The organism is Mycetohabitans sp. B46 (assembly GCF_037389205.1).
Taxonomy (GTDB): domain Bacteria; phylum Pseudomonadota; class Gammaproteobacteria; order Burkholderiales; family Burkholderiaceae; genus Mycetohabitans.
Genome location: NZ_JADBGL010000002.1, coordinates 24,220 through 44,470 on the forward strand (window position 1 = coordinate 24,220; position 20,251 = coordinate 44,470).

At 62.2% G+C, this 20,251-nt stretch carries 20 protein-coding genes and 1 pseudogene; 13 read left to right on the forward strand and 8 right to left on the reverse strand.

Annotated elements, in window-relative coordinates; all coding sequences use genetic code 11:
- The first annotated feature begins 63 nt into the window (after positions 1–63).
- On the forward strand, positions 64–855 hold the full coding sequence (gene fabI / locus IHE30_RS01965) for an enoyl-ACP reductase FabI (RefSeq protein WP_337688434.1): 792 nt from the start codon (positions 64–66) through the stop codon (positions 853–855).
- Positions 856–1,206: 351 nt separating this feature from the next.
- On the opposite strand, the gene IHE30_RS01970 is transcribed toward fabI, so the two are convergent.
- Entirely contained in the window at positions 1,207–2,199 is a 993-nt protein-coding gene (locus IHE30_RS01970) for a LysR family transcriptional regulator (protein WP_337688435.1), read from the reverse strand.
- 126 nt (positions 2,200–2,325) lie between these two features.
- On the opposite strand from IHE30_RS01970, the gene IHE30_RS01975 reads away from it, so the two are divergent.
- The 4 genes from IHE30_RS01975 to hemP all read left to right on the forward strand — a co-directional run bounded on the left by IHE30_RS01975 (position 2,326) and on the right by hemP (position 4,763).
- On the forward strand, positions 2,326–3,243 hold the full coding sequence (locus IHE30_RS01975) for a pirin family protein (RefSeq protein WP_337688436.1): 918 nt from the start codon (positions 2,326–2,328) through the stop codon (positions 3,241–3,243).
- 173 nt (positions 3,244–3,416) lie between these two features.
- Positions 3,417–3,818, forward strand: a complete 402-nt coding sequence (locus IHE30_RS01980) for an OsmC family protein (RefSeq protein WP_337688437.1) — start codon at positions 3,417–3,419, stop codon at positions 3,816–3,818.
- A gap of 66 nt (positions 3,819–3,884) precedes the next feature.
- On the forward strand, positions 3,885–4,370 hold the full coding sequence (locus tag IHE30_RS01985; protein WP_337688438.1) for an SRPBCC family protein: 486 nt from the start codon (positions 3,885–3,887) through the stop codon (positions 4,368–4,370).
- A 120-nt stretch (positions 4,371–4,490) separates the two neighbouring features.
- Positions 4,491–4,763 carry a hemin uptake protein HemP gene (gene hemP / locus IHE30_RS01990; protein ID WP_337688439.1) on the forward strand — a complete coding sequence of 91 codons (273 nt, stop codon included), beginning with the start codon at positions 4,491–4,493 and terminating at the stop codon, positions 4,761–4,763.
- A 481-nt stretch (positions 4,764–5,244) separates the two neighbouring features.
- Here the strand turns inward: hemP and IHE30_RS01995 are convergent, their stop codons facing one another.
- From IHE30_RS01995 to uvrB, 5 genes are all read right to left on the reverse strand, one after another.
- Positions 5,245–6,663 (reverse strand): 4Fe-4S binding protein, encoded by a 1,419-nt coding sequence (locus IHE30_RS01995; protein ID WP_337688441.1) that lies wholly within the window; start codon positions 6,661–6,663, stop codon positions 5,245–5,247.
- On the reverse strand, positions 6,660–7,505 hold the full coding sequence (locus tag IHE30_RS02000) for an FTR1 family iron permease (protein WP_337688443.1): 846 nt from the start codon (positions 7,503–7,505) through the stop codon (positions 6,660–6,662). The genes IHE30_RS01995 and IHE30_RS02000 overlap by 4 nt, the downstream gene beginning before the upstream one ends.
- A 31-nt stretch (positions 7,506–7,536) precedes the next feature.
- Positions 7,537–7,884, reverse strand: coding sequence for a cupredoxin domain-containing protein (locus IHE30_RS02005; protein WP_337688444.1), 348 nt, complete (start codon positions 7,882–7,884; stop codon positions 7,537–7,539).
- Between the two features lie 3 nt (positions 7,885–7,887).
- The gene (locus tag IHE30_RS02010) at positions 7,888–8,448 is read right to left on the reverse strand and encodes an iron transporter (RefSeq protein WP_443193578.1); all 561 of its coding nucleotides are present in this window, start codon (positions 8,446–8,448) and stop codon (positions 7,888–7,890) included.
- 207 nt (positions 8,449–8,655) lie between these two features.
- Complete coding sequence (gene uvrB / locus IHE30_RS02015; RefSeq protein ID WP_337688445.1) at positions 8,656–10,746, reverse strand: excinuclease ABC subunit UvrB; 2,091 nt, start codon at positions 10,744–10,746, stop codon at positions 8,656–8,658.
- 374 nt (positions 10,747–11,120) lie between these two features.
- Between uvrB and IHE30_RS02020 the strand changes: the two genes are divergently transcribed.
- Positions 11,121–12,320: an amino acid aminotransferase gene (locus IHE30_RS02020; RefSeq protein WP_337688447.1), complete on the forward strand. Its 1,200-nt coding sequence runs from the start codon at positions 11,121–11,123 to the stop codon at positions 12,318–12,320.
- Between the two features lie 269 nt (positions 12,321–12,589).
- Positions 12,590–13,435 carry a 23S rRNA (adenine(2030)-N(6))-methyltransferase RlmJ gene (locus IHE30_RS02025; protein ID WP_337688448.1) on the forward strand — a complete coding sequence of 282 codons (846 nt, stop codon included), beginning with the start codon at positions 12,590–12,592 and terminating at the stop codon, positions 13,433–13,435.
- Positions 13,436–13,882: 447 nt separating this feature from the next.
- Here the strand turns inward: IHE30_RS02025 and IHE30_RS02030 are convergent, their stop codons facing one another.
- Together IHE30_RS02030 and cueR are read right to left on the reverse strand one after the other, a co-directional pair.
- Positions 13,883–14,032, reverse strand: a complete 150-nt coding sequence (locus IHE30_RS02030; protein ID WP_083813437.1) for a DUF3563 family protein — start codon at positions 14,030–14,032, stop codon at positions 13,883–13,885.
- A 444-nt stretch (positions 14,033–14,476) separates the two neighbouring features.
- Positions 14,477–14,857: pseudogene (gene cueR, locus IHE30_RS02035) on the reverse strand (Cu(I)-responsive transcriptional regulator); the annotation flags it as partial.
- A 355-nt stretch (positions 14,858–15,212) separates the two neighbouring features.
- On the opposite strand from cueR, the gene IHE30_RS02040 reads away from it, so the two are divergent.
- The 6 genes from IHE30_RS02040 to IHE30_RS02065 all read left to right on the forward strand — a co-directional run bounded on the left by IHE30_RS02040 (position 15,213) and on the right by IHE30_RS02065 (position 20,183).
- A complete protein-coding gene (locus IHE30_RS02040; RefSeq protein WP_337688455.1) occupies positions 15,213–16,469 on the forward strand; it encodes an MFS transporter in 1,257 nt (418 codons plus the stop codon).
- Between the two features lie 205 nt (positions 16,470–16,674).
- Positions 16,675–17,370 (forward strand): phosphatase PAP2 family protein, encoded by a 696-nt coding sequence (locus IHE30_RS02045; protein WP_337688457.1) that lies wholly within the window; start codon positions 16,675–16,677, stop codon positions 17,368–17,370.
- Between the two features lie 295 nt (positions 17,371–17,665).
- On the forward strand, positions 17,666–18,118 hold the full coding sequence (locus IHE30_RS02050; RefSeq protein WP_013435012.1) for an HU family DNA-binding protein: 453 nt from the start codon (positions 17,666–17,668) through the stop codon (positions 18,116–18,118).
- 264 nt (positions 18,119–18,382) lie between these two features.
- Positions 18,383–19,177, forward strand: coding sequence for an SDR family NAD(P)-dependent oxidoreductase (locus IHE30_RS02055; protein WP_337688460.1), 795 nt, complete (start codon positions 18,383–18,385; stop codon positions 19,175–19,177).
- Between the two features lie 11 nt (positions 19,178–19,188).
- A complete protein-coding gene (locus IHE30_RS02060) occupies positions 19,189–19,497 on the forward strand; it encodes a hypothetical protein (RefSeq protein ID WP_337688461.1) in 309 nt (102 codons plus the stop codon).
- 248 nt (positions 19,498–19,745) lie between these two features.
- Positions 19,746–20,183, forward strand: a complete 438-nt coding sequence (locus tag IHE30_RS02065) for an MbcA/ParS/Xre antitoxin family protein (protein WP_337688462.1) — start codon at positions 19,746–19,748, stop codon at positions 20,181–20,183.
- Positions 20,184–20,251: the final 68 nt, after the last annotated feature.

Here is a 20,251-nt window from a genome sequence, read left to right on the forward strand (position 1 = left end):
GCGCCGTTGCGCAACATGCCGCCGACGGCCCCGATCGGCATACGATTGACATAGGGAGTATTCATGGGTTTTCTGGCTGGCAAACGCATCCTTATTACGGGTCTACTGTCGAACCGCTCGATCGCATATGGTATTGCGCAAGCCGCACACCGCGAAGGCGCCGAGCTTGCGTTCACCTACGTGGACGAACGCTTCAAGGAGCGCATCACCGAGTTCGCCGCCGGGTTCGGCAGCGAGTTGGTCTTGCCTTGCGATGTGGCCGATGACGCACAGATCACCGCACTGTTCGCGTCGCTGAAGCAGCATTGGGGCAGCCTAGACGGGCTCGTGCACTCGATCGGCTTCGCGCCGCGCGAGGCGATCGCGGGCGATTTCCTGGATGGCCTGTCGCGCGAAGGGTTCCGCATCGCGCACGACATTTCCGCCTACAGCTTCCCGGCCATGGTCAAGGCTGCCGCGCCGATGCTGGCGGACACCGCGTCGTTGCTGACGTTGACGTACCTGGGCGCCGAGCGCGTAGTGCCGCACTACAACACGATGGGACTTGCCAAGGCCTCGCTAGAAGCCAGCGTGCGCTACCTGGCGGCTTCGCTCGGGCCGCGCGGCGTGCGCGTCAACGGCATCTCGGCGGGTCCGATCAAGACGCTGGCGGCCAGCGGCATCAAGGACTTCAGCAAGATTCTGCAATTCGTCGAGCATAGCGCGCCACTGCGCCGCAACGTGACCATCGAGGAGGTCGGCAACGTGGCCGCGTTCCTGCTCTCGGAGCTGTCCTCCGGGATTACCGCCGAAATCACCTATGTCGACAGCGGCTTTAACGCGGTAGCCGGTGGGTTGCCCAGCGCGGGCGAATAAGCTGAGTCACGCGAACCGCATGCGTGGCGCCAGGCGCCCGGCGGAATAAGAACCGCCGGGTCCTTGAACCGCGTCCCAAGCCGGTCTTTCGTTGCACAGCGGGATGCGGCGCTCGTTCAAGTCCGTGATCTCGTCGCCGCCTATAAATTGAGCGAAAAAAGTTTTCGGCTAAGCCAAGCACGGCGGGCTACAGCCGCACCCGGACACACAATCCCAATACTGGGATCCGCAGACCGGCGCAACATGGAGCGGCCGCGGCCCCTCGCGAGAAGGGCCTGGCGCTCACGGCGCCTTCAAGCAGTGGGACATGACGTTTGCTCGATCGCAAACGCGTGCTTCAATGCCGACGCGCTAACTGTCGGCCGCACGCTCCCGGTCATGTCGCGTCGAATCCGGGCACAGCAGCGCGTCAGCCCGGCCATCATGCGGCGTCCCCGTGCCATTCTCAATCATTTCGACCAAGAAATCGATGAACGCGCGCACCGCCGGCAGCAACCCCTGCCGGGACAAGAACACCGCGTACAGCTGTGGCGGCGGCAATGTCCAGCCGGGCATCACCGGCGACAATTGCCCGGCATGCATCGCCGCCTGGTAGATATTGTCCGGCAGTACCGCAATACCCACACCGGCCAATACCGCCTGGTGGATCATCAGCAAGTCGGCGGTCACCAGCCGCGGTTCATGCTCGTAGTCGTGACGTGAGCCATCCGGCGCAATCAGCTTAAACACGTACCGGCCATCGGCACTAGGCACCGACAGCGTCGCATAGCGCGCCAGGTCAGCCGGCACCATCGGCGGATGGTTTGCATCCAGCAGGCTCGGCGAGCCGACCAGCATTTGCTCCCTGCGCCATAGCGGCCGCACGACGATATTCGCGTTCGCGTGCGGCTCCGAGCGCACCCGCAGTGCGACGTCGATCTCGTCCTCGAACAAGTCGATCACCCGGTTCGTGACGTGCACCACCACTTTCACATCTGGATAGCGGCGCAGGAACGCTGGCATCCAATGCGCCAGCATCGTTTGGGAGACCGTCATCGGCACGCTGACCCGCACCGTGCCGCGCGGTGTCGAGCCGAGCTGGTGAACCGCATCCAACGCGGCCCGCGCTTCGCCAAGCATCGCCACACAATGCCGATGGAACAGCGCACCCGCCTCGGTCAGCGCGAGCTTGCGCGTCGAGCGCTGCAACAACCGCACCCCGAGCGCCGCCTCCAGGTCGGACAGCCGCCGTGACAAGCGCGATTTGGAAATGCCCAGCGCGCGCTCGGCAGCAGAAAAACCACCGTATTCGACCACCTGCGAAAAGTACAGCAGGTCGTTTAAATCATGATGACCCAGGTTCACGTCGTCGTTCCATCAGTAGAACAATTCGTTGCAGCACGGCCCGCTGACAGCCAACAATGCGTTACCTATAATCATCTCATGTTGCATAAATGATGCAAATAGCCCAATTGAATCACGGAGATTCTGATGCTCAATCACTCCAGACACACCATCGCGGCGGCACGCTCGCAGGACGTGGGGGCCCGCGCAGTCCGGCAAGTCGTTCCCGCGCAGCGCACCGTGGAGGGCGCGGGATTTGTCGTACACCGGCCGTTCCCGACGCAGACGCTGACGCACTTCGATCCGTTCTTGCTGCTCGATGAAATGGGCCCGGTTGACTATGCGCCGGGCCAGGCCGTCGGCGCGCCCGCGCATCCCCATCGCGGCTTTGAGACAGTCACGTATATGCTGGAAGGCGAGTTCGCTCATCGTGACTCCGCAGGCCACGCCGGTACACTCGGCCCCGGTGACGTCCAGTGGATGACGGCTGGCTTCGGCGTGGTCCATAGCGAAATGCCGGCCGCTTCATTGCTCGAGCACGGCGGACGCTCGCACGGCTTCCAGTTGTGGGTCAACCTGCCGCGCCGCGACAAAATGATGGCACCTCGCTACCAAGAACTGCCCGGCGCGCACATTCCGGTTGCACGCACGCCAGACGGGCGCATCGACGTCAGGGTCATCGCCGGGGAGGCACTCGGGGTGAGTGCCGCGATTCAGACGCGCACCCCGATTCTGTTTCAGCATTTCCGGATGCAGCCCGGGACAACCCTGGTACATCCAGTACCGGATGGCTTTCGCGTGTTCGCCTATGCGCTCGACGATGGCGGCCGCTATGGCGCCCAGCAGACGGCGGCCGACGCACGGCAAATGGTGGTGTTTGACAACGTCGGCGATACGATCACGATCAGTGCCACCGACCAGCCCCTGCAATTTCTGCTGATCGGCGGCGTGCCGCTCAATGAACCTGTCGTGCGCTATGGCCCGTTCGTGATGAATACCGAGGACGAGATCCGCCAAGCCGTCGCGGACTACCGCGGCGGCAAGTTTGGACACATCGCTGCCTGAACGATGGGCGTCGCGCGCACTGCGGTACCGCACTGCGGTACAGTTGACGCATGGCGGCCAAGACGTGATGACGGCACAGCGCACGCATGCATGCGCCGGCCGTTTTTCGGTCACAATGATTGCTCGTTGACCATTGCTCGGCCCACTTTGGCCAACTTGGAGGACTGACGACAATGAAAGAAGCGAACGTCACCGCGCACATCGGCCATCACGCGTATCGGGTCCTGCTCGACGATGGCACCCATAGCTGGCTGGCGGACGAGCCGGCGTCAGCCGGCGGTGGCGAGCGTGGACCCACGCCCATGTCGCTGCTGCTGTCCAGCCTGGGCGCGTGCACGTCGATCACGTTGAAGATGTATGCGCAGCGCAAGCAATGGCCCCTGGTCGACGTCGATGTTTCGCTCGATATCGAGAAGAACGACGAGGGATCCACTATCCGCCGCACGATCGTGCTACACGGCGAGCTGGATGACGAGCAGCGGGAACGCTTGTTGCAAGTCGCCAATGCGTGCCCGGTCCATAAGTTGTTGACGCGTCCGATCACCATTCAGAGTGGACTGGCGGCGGCTGTGTAAACCGGGCGTCGATTCGCGCTATCATCGCGGCACACCGCGCCTTGCTTGTTGAAGGACACCACTGCTTTGAATTTCGAACACCTGATCCAAGTCAACGACCCGCTGAACTCATTGACCGCTACGCTAACCCGCGACGAATTGTGGGCAGGCCTCGTGCTGCGCGCTGAACAGCCGCAGTTGTTCGTGCTCGGCCTAGATAGTTGCACGATCCTGTCGCGCCACGGCGATACGATGGAGCGCGAGTTGCACTATGGGCCGGCCACCGTGCGCGATCGCGTGACGCTCAGCCCCGGACATCAGGTCCGGTACGATATCAAGGCGACCGATGCCCATGTCGGCGGATCGCTGACGATGACGATTGAGCAGCCGGACCCGGTGCAATTGTTCGTGCGCTTCGAGTACTGCACCACGCTACCAAGCGCCGTGCAAGGTTCCGATGACGAGCAAATGACCGAGATTGTCAAGTCGGCCTATCGCGAGGCGGATCTCGACACGATACGGCTAATCCGCGAATATGCGGGCAACGGCCGACTGTCTACACACGTGCATTGACACACTGCATTGACCCGAGGCATCGACTATCAACTTGCTGCGGCAATTAATAGACACAATTGCTAATGAGAATAATTATCATTTAAACTCGTTGTCAATGATCAACACACCGCATCTTCGATGACGACTGCAAACCGCTCTCTCAGCACTCTGCGCCTGCCTTCGGGGACGACAAACCGCCCGATGCGCAGTTCCGCTGCCCAGCCCGGAGGCCGGTGTGCCGCGCCGGCGCTCGCCATGCCGGCCCCGCAGCCGGTGGGCACGGCCCATGTCGCGCATGCGTTGCAAAGCAACGACTTGCTGCAAGGTCGCACGCACGTGAGCATTCTGCACAACGGTGAAACGTATCAGCTGCGCGCAACGCGGCTGGGCAAGCTGATCCTAACCAAATGACCGGCATGCTGCCCGGCAACTACCAGGCAGCATGCTTCAACCGAGTATTGTGGGGACCACCTCGATCCGAGGTGTTTGGCACTAGCCAGCCTTGGCGGCATCATCGCGAGACCTAGACCCCTTCGCGCCTGACAAGCCTGCCGCCATAGCCAGCGAAGCCGTTTTTTGCGGGATTTCCCCGCCCAATCTCCGAACCCTGATCTCAGTGCCGACTCAGGCTTCGTCACAAGACAAGTTCAAACCCTATCGAGCCACCGCGGTCCAGCTCTCTCCGACCTTCAGGGGACAACCTTGCCGCAGGGCAGGATGCGCGTTAAGCAAACGTTGCCGCAACGTCGGACCTTGCCGCACGTCGGCACTTGTCACAGGTCGGACCGCGCCATAGGCCAAACCTCGCCATAAGTCGGGCCTCCGCGCTAGCCAAATTTCATCGTCCATTTGGATTTCGACGTCAATTTAGGCCTCTTTGCGAGGCCCGTGCTCAGGCCCAACCCCAGAACATCAGCCACCATGCGCTGTCGACGACCGCCAACGCCGCGATGAAGCACAGTAATGCGCCTACGCCCCGGGCAACACCAGCGCTGAGACCATAGACATGCTTGACGATGATTTTCACCGCGAGATACAGGCTTGCCGTGTTGGCGATCGCCAGCAACGCGAGCCGCACATCTGGCACCCAGCCAAGGGGCAAATGCTCGGCGCGCAGCAGCGACACGGTAGTGGCTGACAAACCGAGGAACACGCCCATGCCGGCCAGCGGGATCAATGCCTGCGCAAAGTGATGCAGCCGCGACGTACGCCACCGGCCGAGCAGCAGATTGCCCATTGCGACGCACGCCAGCAGCGCCGTGCCATACAGCAAACCCGTGGTGACGATATAGCCGATCACCAGGCCGCCGTCGAGCCACGAGAACGCATCATTCTGCTGCGGATAGTGCGTGAAGATGAACCATGGCGCATTGGCCTGCAGCGGCCACATCATGTCGTGGTCGATCAGCCACGCGGCCAGCGATTGCTTGATCGAGACAAACAGCGGGCTGACGGTCCAATGAAACGCGCCGATCGCGATGCCGAGCAACCCGTACAAAATCAACGCGGTGTCCCAGCGGTTCGCCGCCTCTTCGCCCAGCTCCACGACTTCCTGTGCCGGCGAGCGCCACGTCAGCGCGATCGCATCGCGATGGCCGCTGCAACGGCCACACATATGACAGGCCGACGCACCCTTCATGTTTCGCAACGGCACGAGCGGCGCGCAGTTCACCGGGATCACACGGTGCCCATGCTCGCCTTGCGTGTATGAACGGCGCCACGCCTGCTCATCAACCCGATAGCGCAGCGGGGCGAGCCGCGCCAGCAGCGCGAATACGCCATTGACCGGACACAGATACTTGCACCACACCCGTTTTTCCCGGCCATACAGCAGGCCAATCACGATGGCGGCAACGGTCGACCCGCCGAGCACCAGCAGCACCGCCTTCGGATACTGGTACACGCTGACCATTTGTCCATAGATCGTCGTGAGCCCGAACGCGACGAACGGCCACCCGCCCCAGCGCATCCAGCGCGGGATCGGACGGCCCAGCCCATGCTTGCTCGCGAACTCGGACAGGGTACCTTCCGGGCACAGCACGCCGCACCATACACGCCCGAGCATCACCATCGACAGCAGCACGAACGGCCACCAGATGCCCCAAAACACGAACTGCGCGAATACCGTGAGGTTCGACCAGATATGCGCGGTATCGTCCGGTAGGGGCATGAACGCCGGCACCAGGATCAACAGCGCATAAATGAGCACGACGACCCACTGCACATTGCGGATCACCGTCTGGTGGCGCTGCATCCAGTGCCCAGCCTCGGCCAACCAGCCGGAGCGTGGAGCAAGCATCACACTACTCATGCGGGCTTCCTCTGCGCGCACGAGGCTTGGCGCTGCCGGATCCGGCGCAGCAACACCCAGACCACCAGCCAAAACAACGCATACGCAATGAGGTTGGCCAGTGCCGGATGGGCCCGATAGCCGGTCAGCGTCGCCACCAGCGAGCCGACTGTACTCGAGTCGTCCAGGATATGCGACGTGTCCCACACCATATCGATGCCGGTTGGCACGATTTCCTTGTCGATCAGTTTATCGATGCCCGCTTCGAACAGTCCGGCACCAAGGAATAACAGCATGACCTCGGTAACGCGGAAAAACGCGCGCCACGAGAATATCCGGCCACCCAGTTGCAGCAGATAGAACGTGAGCAACGCAAGCGCCAGACCGATCAGCACGGCTAGCCATTGCGTCACATCGACGTGGCCCGACTGGCCAAAGCCCAGCCCATACAGAAAGATTACCGTTTCACTGCCTTCGCGCGCGATCGCCAGTGCCGCGAGCACTGCGACACCCCACCAGTTTGCATTGCGCCGGCTTTCGGCCAACGACATTTCCATGTCGTGCTTGAGCGTGCGGCCATGCCGCTTCATCCACAGCACCATCTGCACGATCAGCACGCACGCGACCAGCACCATTGCCGTTTGGAAATAATCCTGCGCATCACCGGACAGCACCTCGGTGAAACCGACCAGCGCGGCACCCAGGCCGACTGCCGCCAGCAATCCCGCGCCGACGCCAAGCCACAGCCACGGCAATCCTTTGCGCGCGGCGGCGTCGCCATTGCTTAACCAGGCATGCAGGATGCCAACCACGAGCAGCGCCTCGACGCTCTCCCGCCATACGACGAACAGAATCTGACCCATTACATCTTCCTTCGCGCGGCTGCGCGACCCGTCACTTTGCCACTATCACGCCTTGCGCGTTCCGATGAAAATCATCGAAAAACTTGTACTCGCCCGGCGACAGCGGCGCGATCACGACAAACGACTCGGCGCCCGGCGCCAGCACCTTCTCCTTGCGCAACTGCACGCTTTCGAACTCGACAGCGCCTTTGCCGGTGTTATGCACCTCGATCTTGATGCGCTGGCCAGCCGGCACCTCGATGCGTGCCGGATTAAGCTTGCCGTCCGCCATCTCGAGCCGGAACGTGGGCAGGTCCGCAGCGCAGGCGACGCCGCCGCCGAATGCGGCGCTCCACGCGAGCAGCCACGCCGCACCCTGCAATTTAAGCGTGCGCTTCATCGATCAGTACCCACCCTTTTTGCCAATGCCGGCAAACGGGAAGTCATAGTTCAATTCGAACGGCTTGAACCACGGACCGACGCCGGTTTCCTTGTCAACGTGGCGGCCGAACGCCATATGCCCGGTCTGCGCGGGCGGCGCGATAAACAGCTTCAGGTGATACTTGCCCGGACCCGCGAGCTTCACATTGTCGCCGTAGTGCGGGCCATCGCTCGCCACCATCGCCATCAGATCGCCCTTTTGCACGTAGTTCGAGCCGGGCTTGGTCAACTCGTAGCGCACCTGCAGGCACGGCATCCAATCGCCTTCAGCAAAGCCGGTCGGGTTGTTCTTAACTGCATGGATGTCCGCCTCCAGGTGGATGTCCGAGTCGGACGCCTTGCGCATCATGCCTTCCGGATCCATCGTGATCGGCTGTAAATACACCGCGCCGACTTCCATCCCACCTTGGATCTGCGGCTTGCCAATCGGATACTCGGCCGCCGACGCCGCGCCTGCGGCGCCCATTGCCAGCACAAATGACACCACAGCGGTGGCGGTACGAACTAAACGAAAACCTGCCATCGACATTCCTCGTTGTAATGTGTGTGAAAACTGGAATAAGAACAATTCTCAATACACCGTCAGTGTAGCACTGATCCGCGCGTTGTCCCAAGCGGCAATATGCGCCGCATCGACACATCTCGTCGCCGCGTCGCCACGCGGGCTCGCGCTCCGGATGCTCCGGGTGCTCCGAGCGGCGTCGCGGCGTCGCGGCGTCGCGGCCGCAGCCTAGCGCAGTTCCGGTACGTGGTCGCCGACGCTCGCGCCGAACGCGCGTTGCTTGAGCCGCGCCAATTGGTCGCGGGTCTGCGCCGCCTTCTCAAACTCGAGATTCTTTGCGTAGTCCAGCATCTGCTTTTCAAGCTTTTTGATTTCCTTCGCGAGCTGCTTATCCGACATGTCCTCGATCTTCGCGCGCTCCTGCTGCGCGCGCAATTCGGCGCGTGCGTCGTCCACGTCGTAGACGCCGTCGATGATGTCCTTGATCCGCTTGACGACGCCACGCGGCACAATGCCGTTGCGCTCGTTGTATTGGATCTGCTTGCGACGCCGCCGCTCGGTCTCGTCGAGCGCGCGCCGCATCGAGTCGGTGATCGTGTCGCCATACAGGATCGCGTAGCCGTTGACGTTGCGCGCGGCCCGCCCGATCGTCTGGATCAGCGAGCGCTCTGCGCGCAGGAACCCCTCCTTGTCCGCATCCAGGATCGCCACGAGCGACACCTCCGGGATATCGAGCCCTTCGCGCAGCAGATTGATGCCGACCAACACGTCAAAGGTACCCAGCCGCAGGTCACGAATGATCTCCACTCGCTCGACCGTATCGATATCGCTATGCAAATAGCGTACCTTCACGCCGTGGTCGGCAAGAAACTCGGTCAGTTGCTCGGCCATGCGCTTGGTTAGCACGGTGACCAGCACCCGTTCGCCAGCCGCCACACGCTGGTTGATTTCTGACAGCACATCATCGACTTGAGAAATGGCGGGACGGACCTCGATCTGCGGATCCACTAGCCCGGTGGGTCGCACCACTTGCTCGACGACTTGGCCCGCGTTGCGCTGCTCGTAGCCGGCCGGCGTCGCCGACACGAACACCGCCTGGCGCATCTTGCGCTCGAATTCGTGAAACTTTAGTGGGCGGTTGTCCAGCGCGGACGGCAGGCGGAACCCGTACTCGACCAAGTTTTCCTTGCGCGCCCGGTCCCCGTTGTACATAGCGTTGAGCTGGCCGATCAGCACATGCGACTCGTCCAAAAACATCAGCGAATCGGCCGGCAGATAGTCGCACAGCGTTGGCGGGGGCTCGCCGGGCGCGGCACCCGAGAAATGCCGCGAATAGTTCTCGATGCCCTTGCAGAAACCAAGCTCTTGAAGCATCTCAAGATCAAACCGGGTGCGCTGCTCGAGCCGCTGCGCCTCGACAAGCTTGCCTTCCTGGTGGAAAAACGCGAGCCGCTCGCGCAACTCCTCCTTGATCGTCTCAACCGCTCGCAACACCGTATCGCGCGGCGTTACATAATGCGACGATGGGTAGACGGTGAAGCGCGGGATACGTTGCCGCACCCGCCCGGTCAGCGGGTCGAACAAATGCAACGACTCGACTTCGTCATCGAACAACTCGACGCGCACCGCCATTTCGGCATGCTCGGCCGGAAACACGTCAATAGTATCGCCCCGCACGCGGAATGTGCCACGCTGGAAATCGACATCGTTGCGCATGTACTGCATGGCAATCAGCCGGGCGATGATGTCGCGCTGGCCGACGCGGTCACCGTCACGCAGCGTGAGGATCATCTGATGGTATTCCGACGGATTGCCGATCCCGTAGATTGCCGAGACCGTCGCGACGATCACAACATCACGCCGCTCCAGCAGGCTCTTGGTAGCCGACAGCCGCATCTGCTCGATGTGCTCGTTGACCGACGAGTCCTTTTCAATGAACAAGTCGCGCTGCGGCACATACGCTTCGGGCTGGTAGTAGTCGTAATACGACACAAAATATTCAACCGCGTTGCGCGGAAAAAACTCACGGAACTCGGAATACAGCTGCGCGGCCAGCGTCTTGTTCGGGGCAAATACGATCGCCGGGCGGCCGAGCCGAGCGATTACATTGGCCATCGTGAACGTTTTGCCGGAGCCGGTCACGCCGAGCAGCGTCTGGAACGCGAGGCCGTCCTGGATACCCTCGACCAATTGACGAATGGCCTCCGGCTGATCACCTGCCGGTGGAAACGGCTGGTACAGCTGGTAGGGCGATCCATCGAAGACAACGAATTTGCTCTCGTCGAGCGCGTGATCGTTCTCGGTGTGCAATGCGGACATGGGTCGTTCCTTCCGGCCGGGACAAGCAAACGTACATTCTAGCGTTTTGGCACGATACGGGGCCGAGCGGGATCTCGAGGCGCAACCGCCATGCTCGAGAAACCGCCACGCCGGCCGCGCATCCGTTCGCGTTTCAGCACTGGCACCGTGACCGGCCCGACTCGGGCAGCGGCACGGTCATAGGCGTGAGGTGCGCGCCAGAGTAAGCCATGCGCCGGAGCGGATCAATGGCGCATAGTTCACTGCTGCCCGCCAACGCGGAACAATGCGGCCGGCATTGGTTACAATGTTGAACTGGGTAGTTGTACGGCCTTGATCCCAACCATGCCATGGCCGCCGCCCGCCGTCTTTTCGAACTCATTGCCAATACGATCATGTCTCTTTTCTCCGCCGTCGAACTCGCACCGCGCGACCCGATCCTGGGCTTGAATGAAGCTTTTAATGCCGATATCCGTCCGACAAAGGTCAACCTGGGCGTGGGCGTCTACACGAACGAGGAAGGCAAGATTCCGCTGCTGCGCGCGGTGCGCGAGGCTGAACGGGCCCGGCTGGAGCAAGCGTTGCCGCGCGGCTATCTGCCGATCGACGGGATCGCCGCCTACGACACGGCCGTGCAAAAACTGTTGTTGGGTAACGACTCGCCACTCATCGCCCAGGGCCGCGTCATTACCGTGCAAGCGCTTGGCGGAACCGGTGCGCTGAAAATCGGCGCGGATTTTCTCAAGCGCATCGAGCCGAACATGAAGGTGGCGATCAGTGACCCGAGCTGGGAAAACCATCGTGCACTGTTTGAAAGCGCCGGCTTCGAAGTCGTGGCATATCCGTACTACGACCCGACGACCCACGGTGTGAAGTTCGACGCGCTGCTCGCCGCGCTGAGCAGCTATCCGGCCGGCACGATCGTGGTGCTACACGCCTGCTGCCACAACCCGACAGGTGTCGATCTGGACGAGGCACAGTGGCGACAGATCGTTGACGTGGTCAAGGCACGCGAACTGGTGCCGTTCCTGGACATGGCCTACCAGGGCTTCGCACAGGGCATCGACGAAGATGGCGCGGCGGTACGCCTGTTCGCGTCGGCGGGTATCGACGTATTCGTCTCCTCGTCGTTTTCCAAGTCGTTCTCCCTGTACGGCGAGCGGGTCGGCGCGCTGACGGTCATCACGCGTAGCGGCGAGGAAAGCGCGCGCGTGCTGTCGCAATTGAAGCGTGTGATCCGCACCAACTATTCGAATCCGCCGACACATGGCGGCGCGATCGTGGCGGCGGTGCTCGGCAATCCCGAATGGCGCGCCCTCTGGGAACAAGAGCTTGGCCAGATGCGCGAGCGCATCCGCGCGATGCGCGGCGGCCTGGTACAAAAGCTCAAGGACGCCGGCGTGCAGCGCGATTTCGAATTCGTCAACCGGCAGCGCGGCATGTTCTCGTATTCAGGACTCAACGCCGCGCAAGTCGAGCGTCTGCGCGAGGAGTTCGGTATTTATGCGGTCAACACCGGACGTATCTGTGTGGCCGCGCTCAATACGCGCAACCTTGACGTGGTGGCCAACGCAATCGCGCAAGTATTGAAGTAACCGGGGCGGGCGATGGCACGGTGCCCGCCATGCCATCGCACCGTCCGGTCGCCGACATTGAACGGCGTCTACTCGACGCCCATCGCCACCGGCAAGCCAAGCACGAGCTGGTAGAGCGCATGCTAGGACCCGCGTAGCGCGGCCAGTCGCCGCAGCGGCGCAGCGGTGTATTGCCCACGGGGATCGTAGTATTGAGCGCCGCCTTGCAACACCCATGCCACCGTCTCGTATGGCGGTATATCGTATCGACGAAATTCTTTTAGGGCATCATGCTCAGCTACCGTCACGCCTTTCACGCCGGCAATCATGCCGACGTACTCAAGCATTGCGTCGTCGTGCACCTTCTGCGCTATCTTGCGCAGAAAGACAAGGCGTTCTGGTATATCGACACGCACGCGGGCGCCGGCGCATACGCGCTGCACGAAGGTTACGCGCAGAAGCGGCTCGAATTCGAGACAGGTATTGCGCGGTTGTGGAAACGCTCCGATCTGCCGGCGCCGCTGGCCGATTATGTGGATGCCGTGCGCGCATTGAATCCGGATGGCGAACTGCGTTTCTACCCCGGCTCCCCCTATCTCGCTTGGCAGAGGCTGCGCGAGCAGGATCGGATGCGGCTGTTCGAGATGCATACGACAGAGATCGACGTGCTACGCAGCAATTTTCGCGATGCCGGGCGGCGCGCGATCATCGTCGGCGGTGACGGCTTCGAGGCAATCAAGGCATTGCTGCCGCCTCCGCCACGGCGCGCCTTGACACTGATCGATCCCTCCTACGAGGACAAGCGCGACTACGCGCGCACCCTAGGTTGCGTCCAAGAGTGCCTGAAGCGCTTTGAGACGGGCGTCTATGCGATCTGGTACCCGCAGGTCACGCGGCTCGAAGCGCAACGCTTTCCCGCCCAACTCAAGCGCTTGCGGCAAGACCGTTGGTTGCATGTGGCACTGAGCGTCGGCGCGGTGCCGAAAGACGGTCTGGGACTGTACGGCAGCGGCATGTTCGTGCTCAATCCGCCGTATACGCTGGCTGCGGCGCTGCACGAAACCCTGCCCTGGCTTGTCGACGCACTGGGCGTTGACCGGCAAGCCCGCTTCGTACTGGAGGTAAGCGACGACTGAGGACTAGAGACTGACGGCAGTGCGATGCGATGCGGCGCAGCAAACCGCGCGCCGTGTTGCGGCATCGGCATAGTCCATGCACGGTTGCCCTAGATCAATGGGATATCGTTTCGCTTAACTGCGAACGGCAGCGCCGTCTCGCGTCACCGTAGCAAACTAGGATCCGACGGTTGACGGCATCAGCAGTTTCGGTAGGCCGGGCACCATCGACGGCCCCATTCGGGAGGGATGGAATGGCGGCGGATGAACGCCGCTGTTCGCGGGCGGCAGCGAAATGTCACGTTGCGCGCCGTTCGACGGCAAGTCGGACGGTAAAGGATTCGTCGGTGACGAGCCTAGGTCGCGTAGAATACGCGATTCACGTTGGTTGACCGTCGTCATCAACCCGTCAACGCACAGACCAACCCTAACCCGACACGGCGGCTCCCCCCACCGTACAGCGTAGGATTAGAACGAGCGGTAACCGTGGTTTTCCAGCGCACGAATGCGCCGCTCGAGTTCGAAGATATCGGCCGACTGCGCCAAATAAGCTTCGCGACGACGGCGTTCGGCGTTTTCGAACCAGTTCGACAAGGCCATCATCAGATAGGTCAGCATCACAGTTCTCCAGGAATCGGGGGACGTCCCGCCGGAACGACGTCAGGGATTTCCCTTAATCGGGTTAACCCGAGTATAGAAATCCGCCTCAAAAAAGTCCAGCGAATTGCACGAATGATGGGCATGCCTGTTTGGCCAAGAACGCGTGGTACACCAAGCTGCAGGAACATACGCCGGACTACGTGAGCGGCCCATCCGGCATCGTCACCCCACCTGTTCCGGGGCATGCAGTGGCGCAGCACGGCCATACTGATCGACTCGCCGTACAAAACAATAGGTAACTAGCGTTCAGCCTCGCAAACGCGAACGCCAGCTTTGGGGTAATGCTGCCGCGTCAGTGAGCGCGCCCTCAACATGCTGCCCGCGTGCTGCACGGCGGCTGCGGGCAGCGTCCGCATCGAGCGGTAGCGACGCACCATGCGCGCATGGGCCGCTGTCGGCCAATGCCAGATGTTCGATGATCGGACAATCCGCTCGCTCGTCGCCATAGCAATGCGCAGCCAGGTGCGCCAGTGTGTCGCGCATTGCCGACAGCTCCGCGATGCGCTGCTCGAGTTCGGCGACGTGACCCAGCGCGATCGACTTGACCTGTGCGCTGGCACGCTCGCGATCGTTCCACAACGCCAGCAGTCGCCGGATATCGACAATCGAAAAGCCCAGCCGCCTCGCATGGCGCACGAACCGCAGCGCGTGAACCTCCTTGTCGCTATACACGCGATAGCCGGCATCGGTGCGACTGCGCGGCGTCACGAGCCCAATGCTTTCGTAGTAGCGGATCATCTTTGCGCTGACGCCTGACGCGTGCGCGGCCTGGCCTATGTTCATGATTGTCGATGCACCACTGCGTGCGGTTCGATACAGTAAAAAAAACGCTACACCTTGCTACGATAGGAAGCCCAAGCATAAGCTGATTCCTCGGCCCTCGTGGGGCCGCTCTCATCCGCTCTACGACACTGCGATCGACTCGCTTGCATTCGCGTCAACTCGGCCTGACAGGAAGCGAGCCAGCGGCTTTTTCGGTCACGGTGCATGCAACGCCGATGCGGCCCGGCGAGCTTGACCGATTCTCGACAATAATTGTCCTGACAGCGTGTTTAAGCCAAATTAAACTCAACGTCGCACCATGATGGTACGCCCGCATCGGCTACCGCAGCCCTCGACCCACAGACGAGAAAAATCGATGTCCACGCTCGACAAACAGACCGCGGCCGCCGCTGGTAATTCCGGTGGCGCTACACTCAGCGCCACCACCACGCGGGCTGGCGCAACCGTGTTCTCGGTGCTCGGCGCAATCAGCGTCTCGCACCTGCTCAACGACATGATTCAGTCGTTGATCCTGGCAATCTATCCGATGCTCAAAGCCAACTTCCAATTGAGCTTCGGCCAGATCGGGCTGATCACGCTGACCTACCAGGTCACGGCCTCGCTGCTGCAGCCGCTCGTGGGCCTGTACACCGACAAGCACCCGAAACCGTTCTCGCTGCCCATCGGCATGGGTTTCACATTGTGTGGATTGCTCCTGATGTCCGTGGCCGGCACTTTCCCGATGCTGTTGCTGGCCGCATCGCTCGTCGGTTGCGGCTCGTCGGTGTTCCATCCCGAGTCCTCGCGCGTCGCACGCATGGCCTCTGGCGGCCGTCACGGACTCGCACAGTCGCTGTTTCAGGTCGGCGGCAACTTCGGCACCTCGCTCGGACCGTTGCTGGCCGCTTGGATCATCATCCCGCACGGGCAGCCGAGCATCGCCTGGTTCTCGCTCGCGGCACTGGTCGGCATCGTGATCCTGTTCAATGTCGGACGCTGGTACCGTAGCCATCCGTCCACGAAAAAGTCCCGCTCCAGCACGGCCCACGTGGCGTTGGCGCGCTCGCGCATCGCCACCGCCATCGGTGTGCTCATGCTGCTGATCTTCTCAAAGTACTTCTACTTGGCCAGCATCAACAGTTACCTCACCTTTTACCTGATCGACAAATTCCACCTGTCGGTGCAATCGGCACAGGTTCATTTGTTCATCTTCCTCGCGTCAGTCGCCGCCGGCACGGTGATCGGCGGACCCATCGGTGACCGGATCGGTCGCAAGTATGTGATATGGGCATCGATTCTCGGCGTCGCCCCCTTCACATTGGCGCTGCCGTACGCCAACCTGTTCTGGTCCAGCGTGCTGCTGGTCATCATCGGCGTGGTGATCGCATCGGCCTTCTCCGCGATCCTCGTGTATGCACAGGAGCTGGTCCCCGGTAAGGTGGGCATGATCGCCGGCCTGTTCTTCGGCTTTGCGTTCGGCATGGGCGGCGTGGGCGCCGCCGTGCTCGGCTGGCTGGCCGACACTACCAGCGTGCGGTTCGTCTACCACGTGTGTGCGTTCCTGCCGCTGATCGGCATCGTCACCATCTTGCTGCCGAACCTGGAGCGTGCGCGCGCCGGCCAGTCGGCATGATCCGCGCCTGCCGCGGCCAGCCTGATGTGGAATTCCCCTCGGGCAGCCTCGTGCGCGATCGTGCGAGACAGCCTGAGGCGGGTTACCAAGGCCGTGTTCGCGATGCTCACCTGCGAAATGCCGTGGCCAAGGCACGCCATACACGCGGTTATACTTGTGCCATACCGCAACCCGACCTTTGTCGATTTCGCGTCATTGCCCAACCATGCCAGACCTTGCGCCGACCACCTGGGTCCTCATTACCGCGTTCGGCGGAGCGGGCGTCATGCTGCCCGTCGCCGCGGCCATCGCGCTGTGGCTCAGCGTGAGCCATACCTGGCGCAGCGCGCTCGCGTGGTCGGGCCTTCTCGGCGCCGGTATCGCGCTCGTGCTGGTCACCAAGGTGGCCTTCCTCGGCTGGGGCATTGGTGTACGCTCACTGGATTTCACCGGCATCAGCGGCCATTCAATGCTGGCGACCGCGGTACTGCCGGCCGCGGCGTTCCTGAGCACGCGCGGCGCACCGGTCATGCTGCGACTGGTGGTGCTAGCCGCAGGGCTCATCGCGGGTGCCGCAATCGGCGTATCGCGAGTCGTGCTGGATGCTCATTCGGTATCCGAAGTCGTTGCCGGCTGCGCGCTTGGCGCGGCTGTGTCGCTGGGTTGGATTGTATGGGCGGCGCAGCATGAGCCTAGCCCGGCCGCGCGCGTGTCGTGCTGGGTCGTGGCCGCGAGCCTGATCGGGCTCGCCATATCGCTGCACAGCTATCATGCGCCGACTCACCGGTGGGTCACACGGATCGCACTGCAACTGTCCGGCCACGAGCGGCCATTCGTGCGAGCACGCTGGAAAGCCTACCGGCCGCCGATATCGAGTCAGGCGCTCGACGTGCAGCTGATCAGCATGCAGCCGCGCTCATAGCAACGCTTTAATGCCGTGAGCCGCCTTAGCCGGCTTCGGTTATTGCAACGGGGATAAATGCCAGCCTGCGGCAACCGCATGATCGACTGGCCCGCCACCGCATAGTCGCGAATGAACCCGCGGTACGCGTGCCTCATCGCGCATGCCGCCCGAGCCCAAAGACGTCAACAATGTTGCGCTTAAGGAACGTAGCTAGCGATAAGCCCATCAGCCAACGTAGAATAAGCCACTCGTCGGATAAATGCGTGACGCGCGGCTCCGGCGAGGATTCTCAACTACCGGGCATTTCAATACGATGGCCACAAAAAAACCGACGACGAAAACCTCTGCAAAACCTGTAGCGAAAAAAGCTGCTGCGACAAAGGCTCCTGCCAAAAAGGCCCCTGCAAAGAAAGCCCCTGCGAAAAAGGTGGCTGTCGCTAACGGCGTCGCTGCACCGATCAAGGAGACTTTCACGAAGGCCAGCCTCAGCGCCCATATCGCCGAACGCGCACAAGTCGAGCCCAAGGCCGCTAAGGCCGTGCTCGCCGCGCTGGAGCAGACGGTCCTCGGCGCCGTGCACAAAAAGGGCGTGGGCGAGTTCACGCTGCCCGGCCTGCTGAAAATCACGGTGCAAGCCGTGCCGGCCAAGAAGCGCCGTTTCGGCAAGGATCCGTTTACCGGCGAGGAACGCTGGTTTGATGCAAAGCCGGCCACGGTTCGCATCAAGACACGTGCGCTGAAGAAGCTCAAGGACGCTGCAGCGTAAGCGAGCACCACGTGCCGTGCCCGTCGCGCGGCGCGCGCATGGAGCGGAGGCCGCAACCGGGGAAACGTGCCCCGAGTTGCGGCATTTTTTTGTGGCGTGACACCTTCACCGGGTTCTCATGCCGGCGACGCATACGCTACGATTGAGCGCATGACGACGCGTACAGCATCGCGCCGGTCAACACGCCAAGCTGGCCCGGCAAGTCTTCGCTACGATGACACTCCCGACAACCTCCTTTCACTTCCAACAAGTGGAGCATTCGCGATGAAAATCGATCTGTCAGGAAAAACCGCCGCCGTCAGCGGCTCGACCGCCGGCATTGGACTCGCGATCGCGACAGGTTTGGCCGCAGCCGGCGCGCTCACGATCGTCAACGGCCGCAAGCAGGATTCCGTGGACCACGCATTGCGCACGATCCGCGCGACCGTGCCGGACGCCGCGCTACGCGGCTTCGCCGCGGACCTGTCGCATGTGCACGGTTGCGATGCGTTCAGCGCCGCGTTCCCCGACGTCGACATCTTGGTGAACAACCTCGGCGTGTTTGGGCCCGGTGACATCTTCTCGACGCCTGACGAGGATTGGCACCGTTATTTCGAAGCGAACGTCATGTCCGGCGTGCGGCTGACGCGCAGCTACTTGAAAGGCATGATGGAGCGCCGCTGGGGGCGCGTGGTGTTCATTTCATCGGAGTCGGCGCTCAACATCCCACCCGACATGCTTGCGTACGGCTTATCCAAGACCGCGCAGTTGTCGATCGCGCGCGGCATCGCGAAATACGCAGCCGGCAGCGGCGTCACCGTTAATGCCGTACTACCGGGGCCAACGCTGTCGGCGGGCTTTCGGGCGATGCTCGAGCAGCCGGCGCGTGAACAAGGTCAAAGCGTCGAGCAAGCCGCCGACGAATTCGTCGTGACCCATCGCGGTAGCTCGATCCTGCGTCGTGCGGCCACGCCCGAGGAAGTCGCGAACATGGTCGTGTACGTGTGCTCGCCGCAAGCCAGCGCCACAACCGGTGCCGCATTGCGCGTGGACGGTGGTGTAGTCGATACGCTCGCATAATCGCAACTGGCGTGCCGCACGTCCATGAGTCACCCTGCCTGGCTCGGTCAGCGGCCGTCTATACCGTGTCGGATTTTCCAGACGATCCGCAGCATGTGCGCACGGTCTACCTTCATCCAAACAGCGGCGCGATCTTGCGCGACATCGGCTATCGCGACTACGGCACGGTTTCGCGGGCGACTTCGTACGGCACCGCCCTACATATGGGCCGCGACTTAAGCTTGGTCAACCCGTTGCTATGCACGGCTCTGTCGATCGGGCTCGCGGCGAGGATCGTCACCGGTGCCATCATGGGGTGCAAGGCCCGGCCGGCGGCATAGGCGCTTTGTACTGCCCGCGTCACCCTATGCCGATGCGTAGCTGGACGGCGGCCCTGGCGTTGCTGAGCGTCGTGTTCCCGTTGATGGGCATGACGTTGATCGTAGTGTGGCCGGCAGATCGCCCTGCTGTTCGCGCGTCTGGATCGAGCACGGCGTGTGGGGCAAGCGAATTAGCCGTTTGGCCGACTTGTAAAAATCTTTTTATGGACTATATTAGACCAATAGTTCACACGTAGATGAGGTACCCGATGAGCCGCCCAATTCGAGTCGCTGACGGGGCCGCCGCGCCGATAACGCCCGCCCGCCAGCCAACGCTGGCCGAAATGTCCGCCGCTGGACTGCGCGCGTTCTTCAACATTGCCCATGACTGGCAACTGTCGGTCGATGAACAACTCGTGCTGCTGGGCTCCCCGGGGCGCTCGACGTTCTTCAAGTGGAAAGCCGCGCCCGATGCGGCACGGCTGTCACGCGATACGCTCGAGCGGCTCTCGCATTTGCTCGGCATTTACAAGGCGCTGCAGATCCTGCTGCCGCAGCCGGATGCCGCCGACGGCTGGGTCAAGCGACCCAACAGCGCGCCACCGTTCAACGGCAAGCGCGCGCTGGACCGGATGCTGGCAGGTAATCTCAGCGACCTGGTCGCCGTGCGACAATACCTTGACGCGATGCGCGGAGGTTGGGCTTGAACGACGAGTACAGCACTGCTCAGCCTTTTGGCAATACCCAAAGTGAGGTCCGCGAGCCCCTCCTTGCG

Excerpts from the sequence above, each read along its gene's own strand:
- fabI (WP_337688434.1), top strand. The coding sequence starts at position 64 with ATGGGTTTTCTGGCTGGCAAACGCATCCTTATTACGGGTCTACTGTCG.
- IHE30_RS01975 (WP_337688436.1), top strand. The coding sequence starts at position 2,326 with ATGCTCAATCACTCCAGACACACCATCGCGGCGGCACGCTCGCAGGAC.
- IHE30_RS01980 (WP_337688437.1), top strand. The coding sequence starts at position 3,417 with ATGAAAGAAGCGAACGTCACCGCGCACATCGGCCATCACGCGTATCGG.
- hemP (WP_337688439.1), top strand. The coding sequence starts at position 4,491 with ATGACGACTGCAAACCGCTCTCTCAGCACTCTGCGCCTGCCTTCGGGG.
- IHE30_RS01995 (WP_337688441.1), bottom strand. The coding sequence starts at position 6,663 with ATGAGTAGTGTGATGCTTGCTCCACGCTCCGGCTGGTTGGCCGAGGCT.
- IHE30_RS02000 (WP_337688443.1), bottom strand. The coding sequence starts at position 7,505 with ATGGGTCAGATTCTGTTCGTCGTATGGCGGGAGAGCGTCGAGGCGCTG.
- IHE30_RS02005 (WP_337688444.1), bottom strand. The coding sequence starts at position 7,884 with ATGAAGCGCACGCTTAAATTGCAGGGTGCGGCGTGGCTGCTCGCGTGG.
- IHE30_RS02010 (WP_443193578.1), bottom strand. The coding sequence starts at position 8,448 with ATGGCAGGTTTTCGTTTAGTTCGTACCGCCACCGCTGTGGTGTCATTT.
- uvrB (WP_337688445.1), bottom strand. The coding sequence starts at position 10,746 with ATGTCCGCATTGCACACCGAGAACGATCACGCGCTCGACGAGAGCAAA.
- IHE30_RS02020 (WP_337688447.1), top strand. The coding sequence starts at position 11,121 with ATGTCTCTTTTCTCCGCCGTCGAACTCGCACCGCGCGACCCGATCCTG.
- IHE30_RS02025 (WP_337688448.1), top strand. The coding sequence starts at position 12,590 with ATGCTCAGCTACCGTCACGCCTTTCACGCCGGCAATCATGCCGACGTA.
- IHE30_RS02030 (WP_083813437.1), bottom strand. The coding sequence starts at position 14,032 with ATGCTGACCTATCTGATGATGGCCTTGTCGAACTGGTTCGAAAACGCC.
- IHE30_RS02040 (WP_337688455.1), top strand. The coding sequence starts at position 15,213 with ATGTCCACGCTCGACAAACAGACCGCGGCCGCCGCTGGTAATTCCGGT.
- IHE30_RS02045 (WP_337688457.1), top strand. The coding sequence starts at position 16,675 with ATGCCAGACCTTGCGCCGACCACCTGGGTCCTCATTACCGCGTTCGGC.
- IHE30_RS02050 (WP_013435012.1), top strand. The coding sequence starts at position 17,666 with ATGGCCACAAAAAAACCGACGACGAAAACCTCTGCAAAACCTGTAGCG.
- IHE30_RS02055 (WP_337688460.1), top strand. The coding sequence starts at position 18,383 with ATGAAAATCGATCTGTCAGGAAAAACCGCCGCCGTCAGCGGCTCGACC.
- IHE30_RS02065 (WP_337688462.1), top strand. The coding sequence starts at position 19,746 with ATGAGCCGCCCAATTCGAGTCGCTGACGGGGCCGCCGCGCCGATAACG.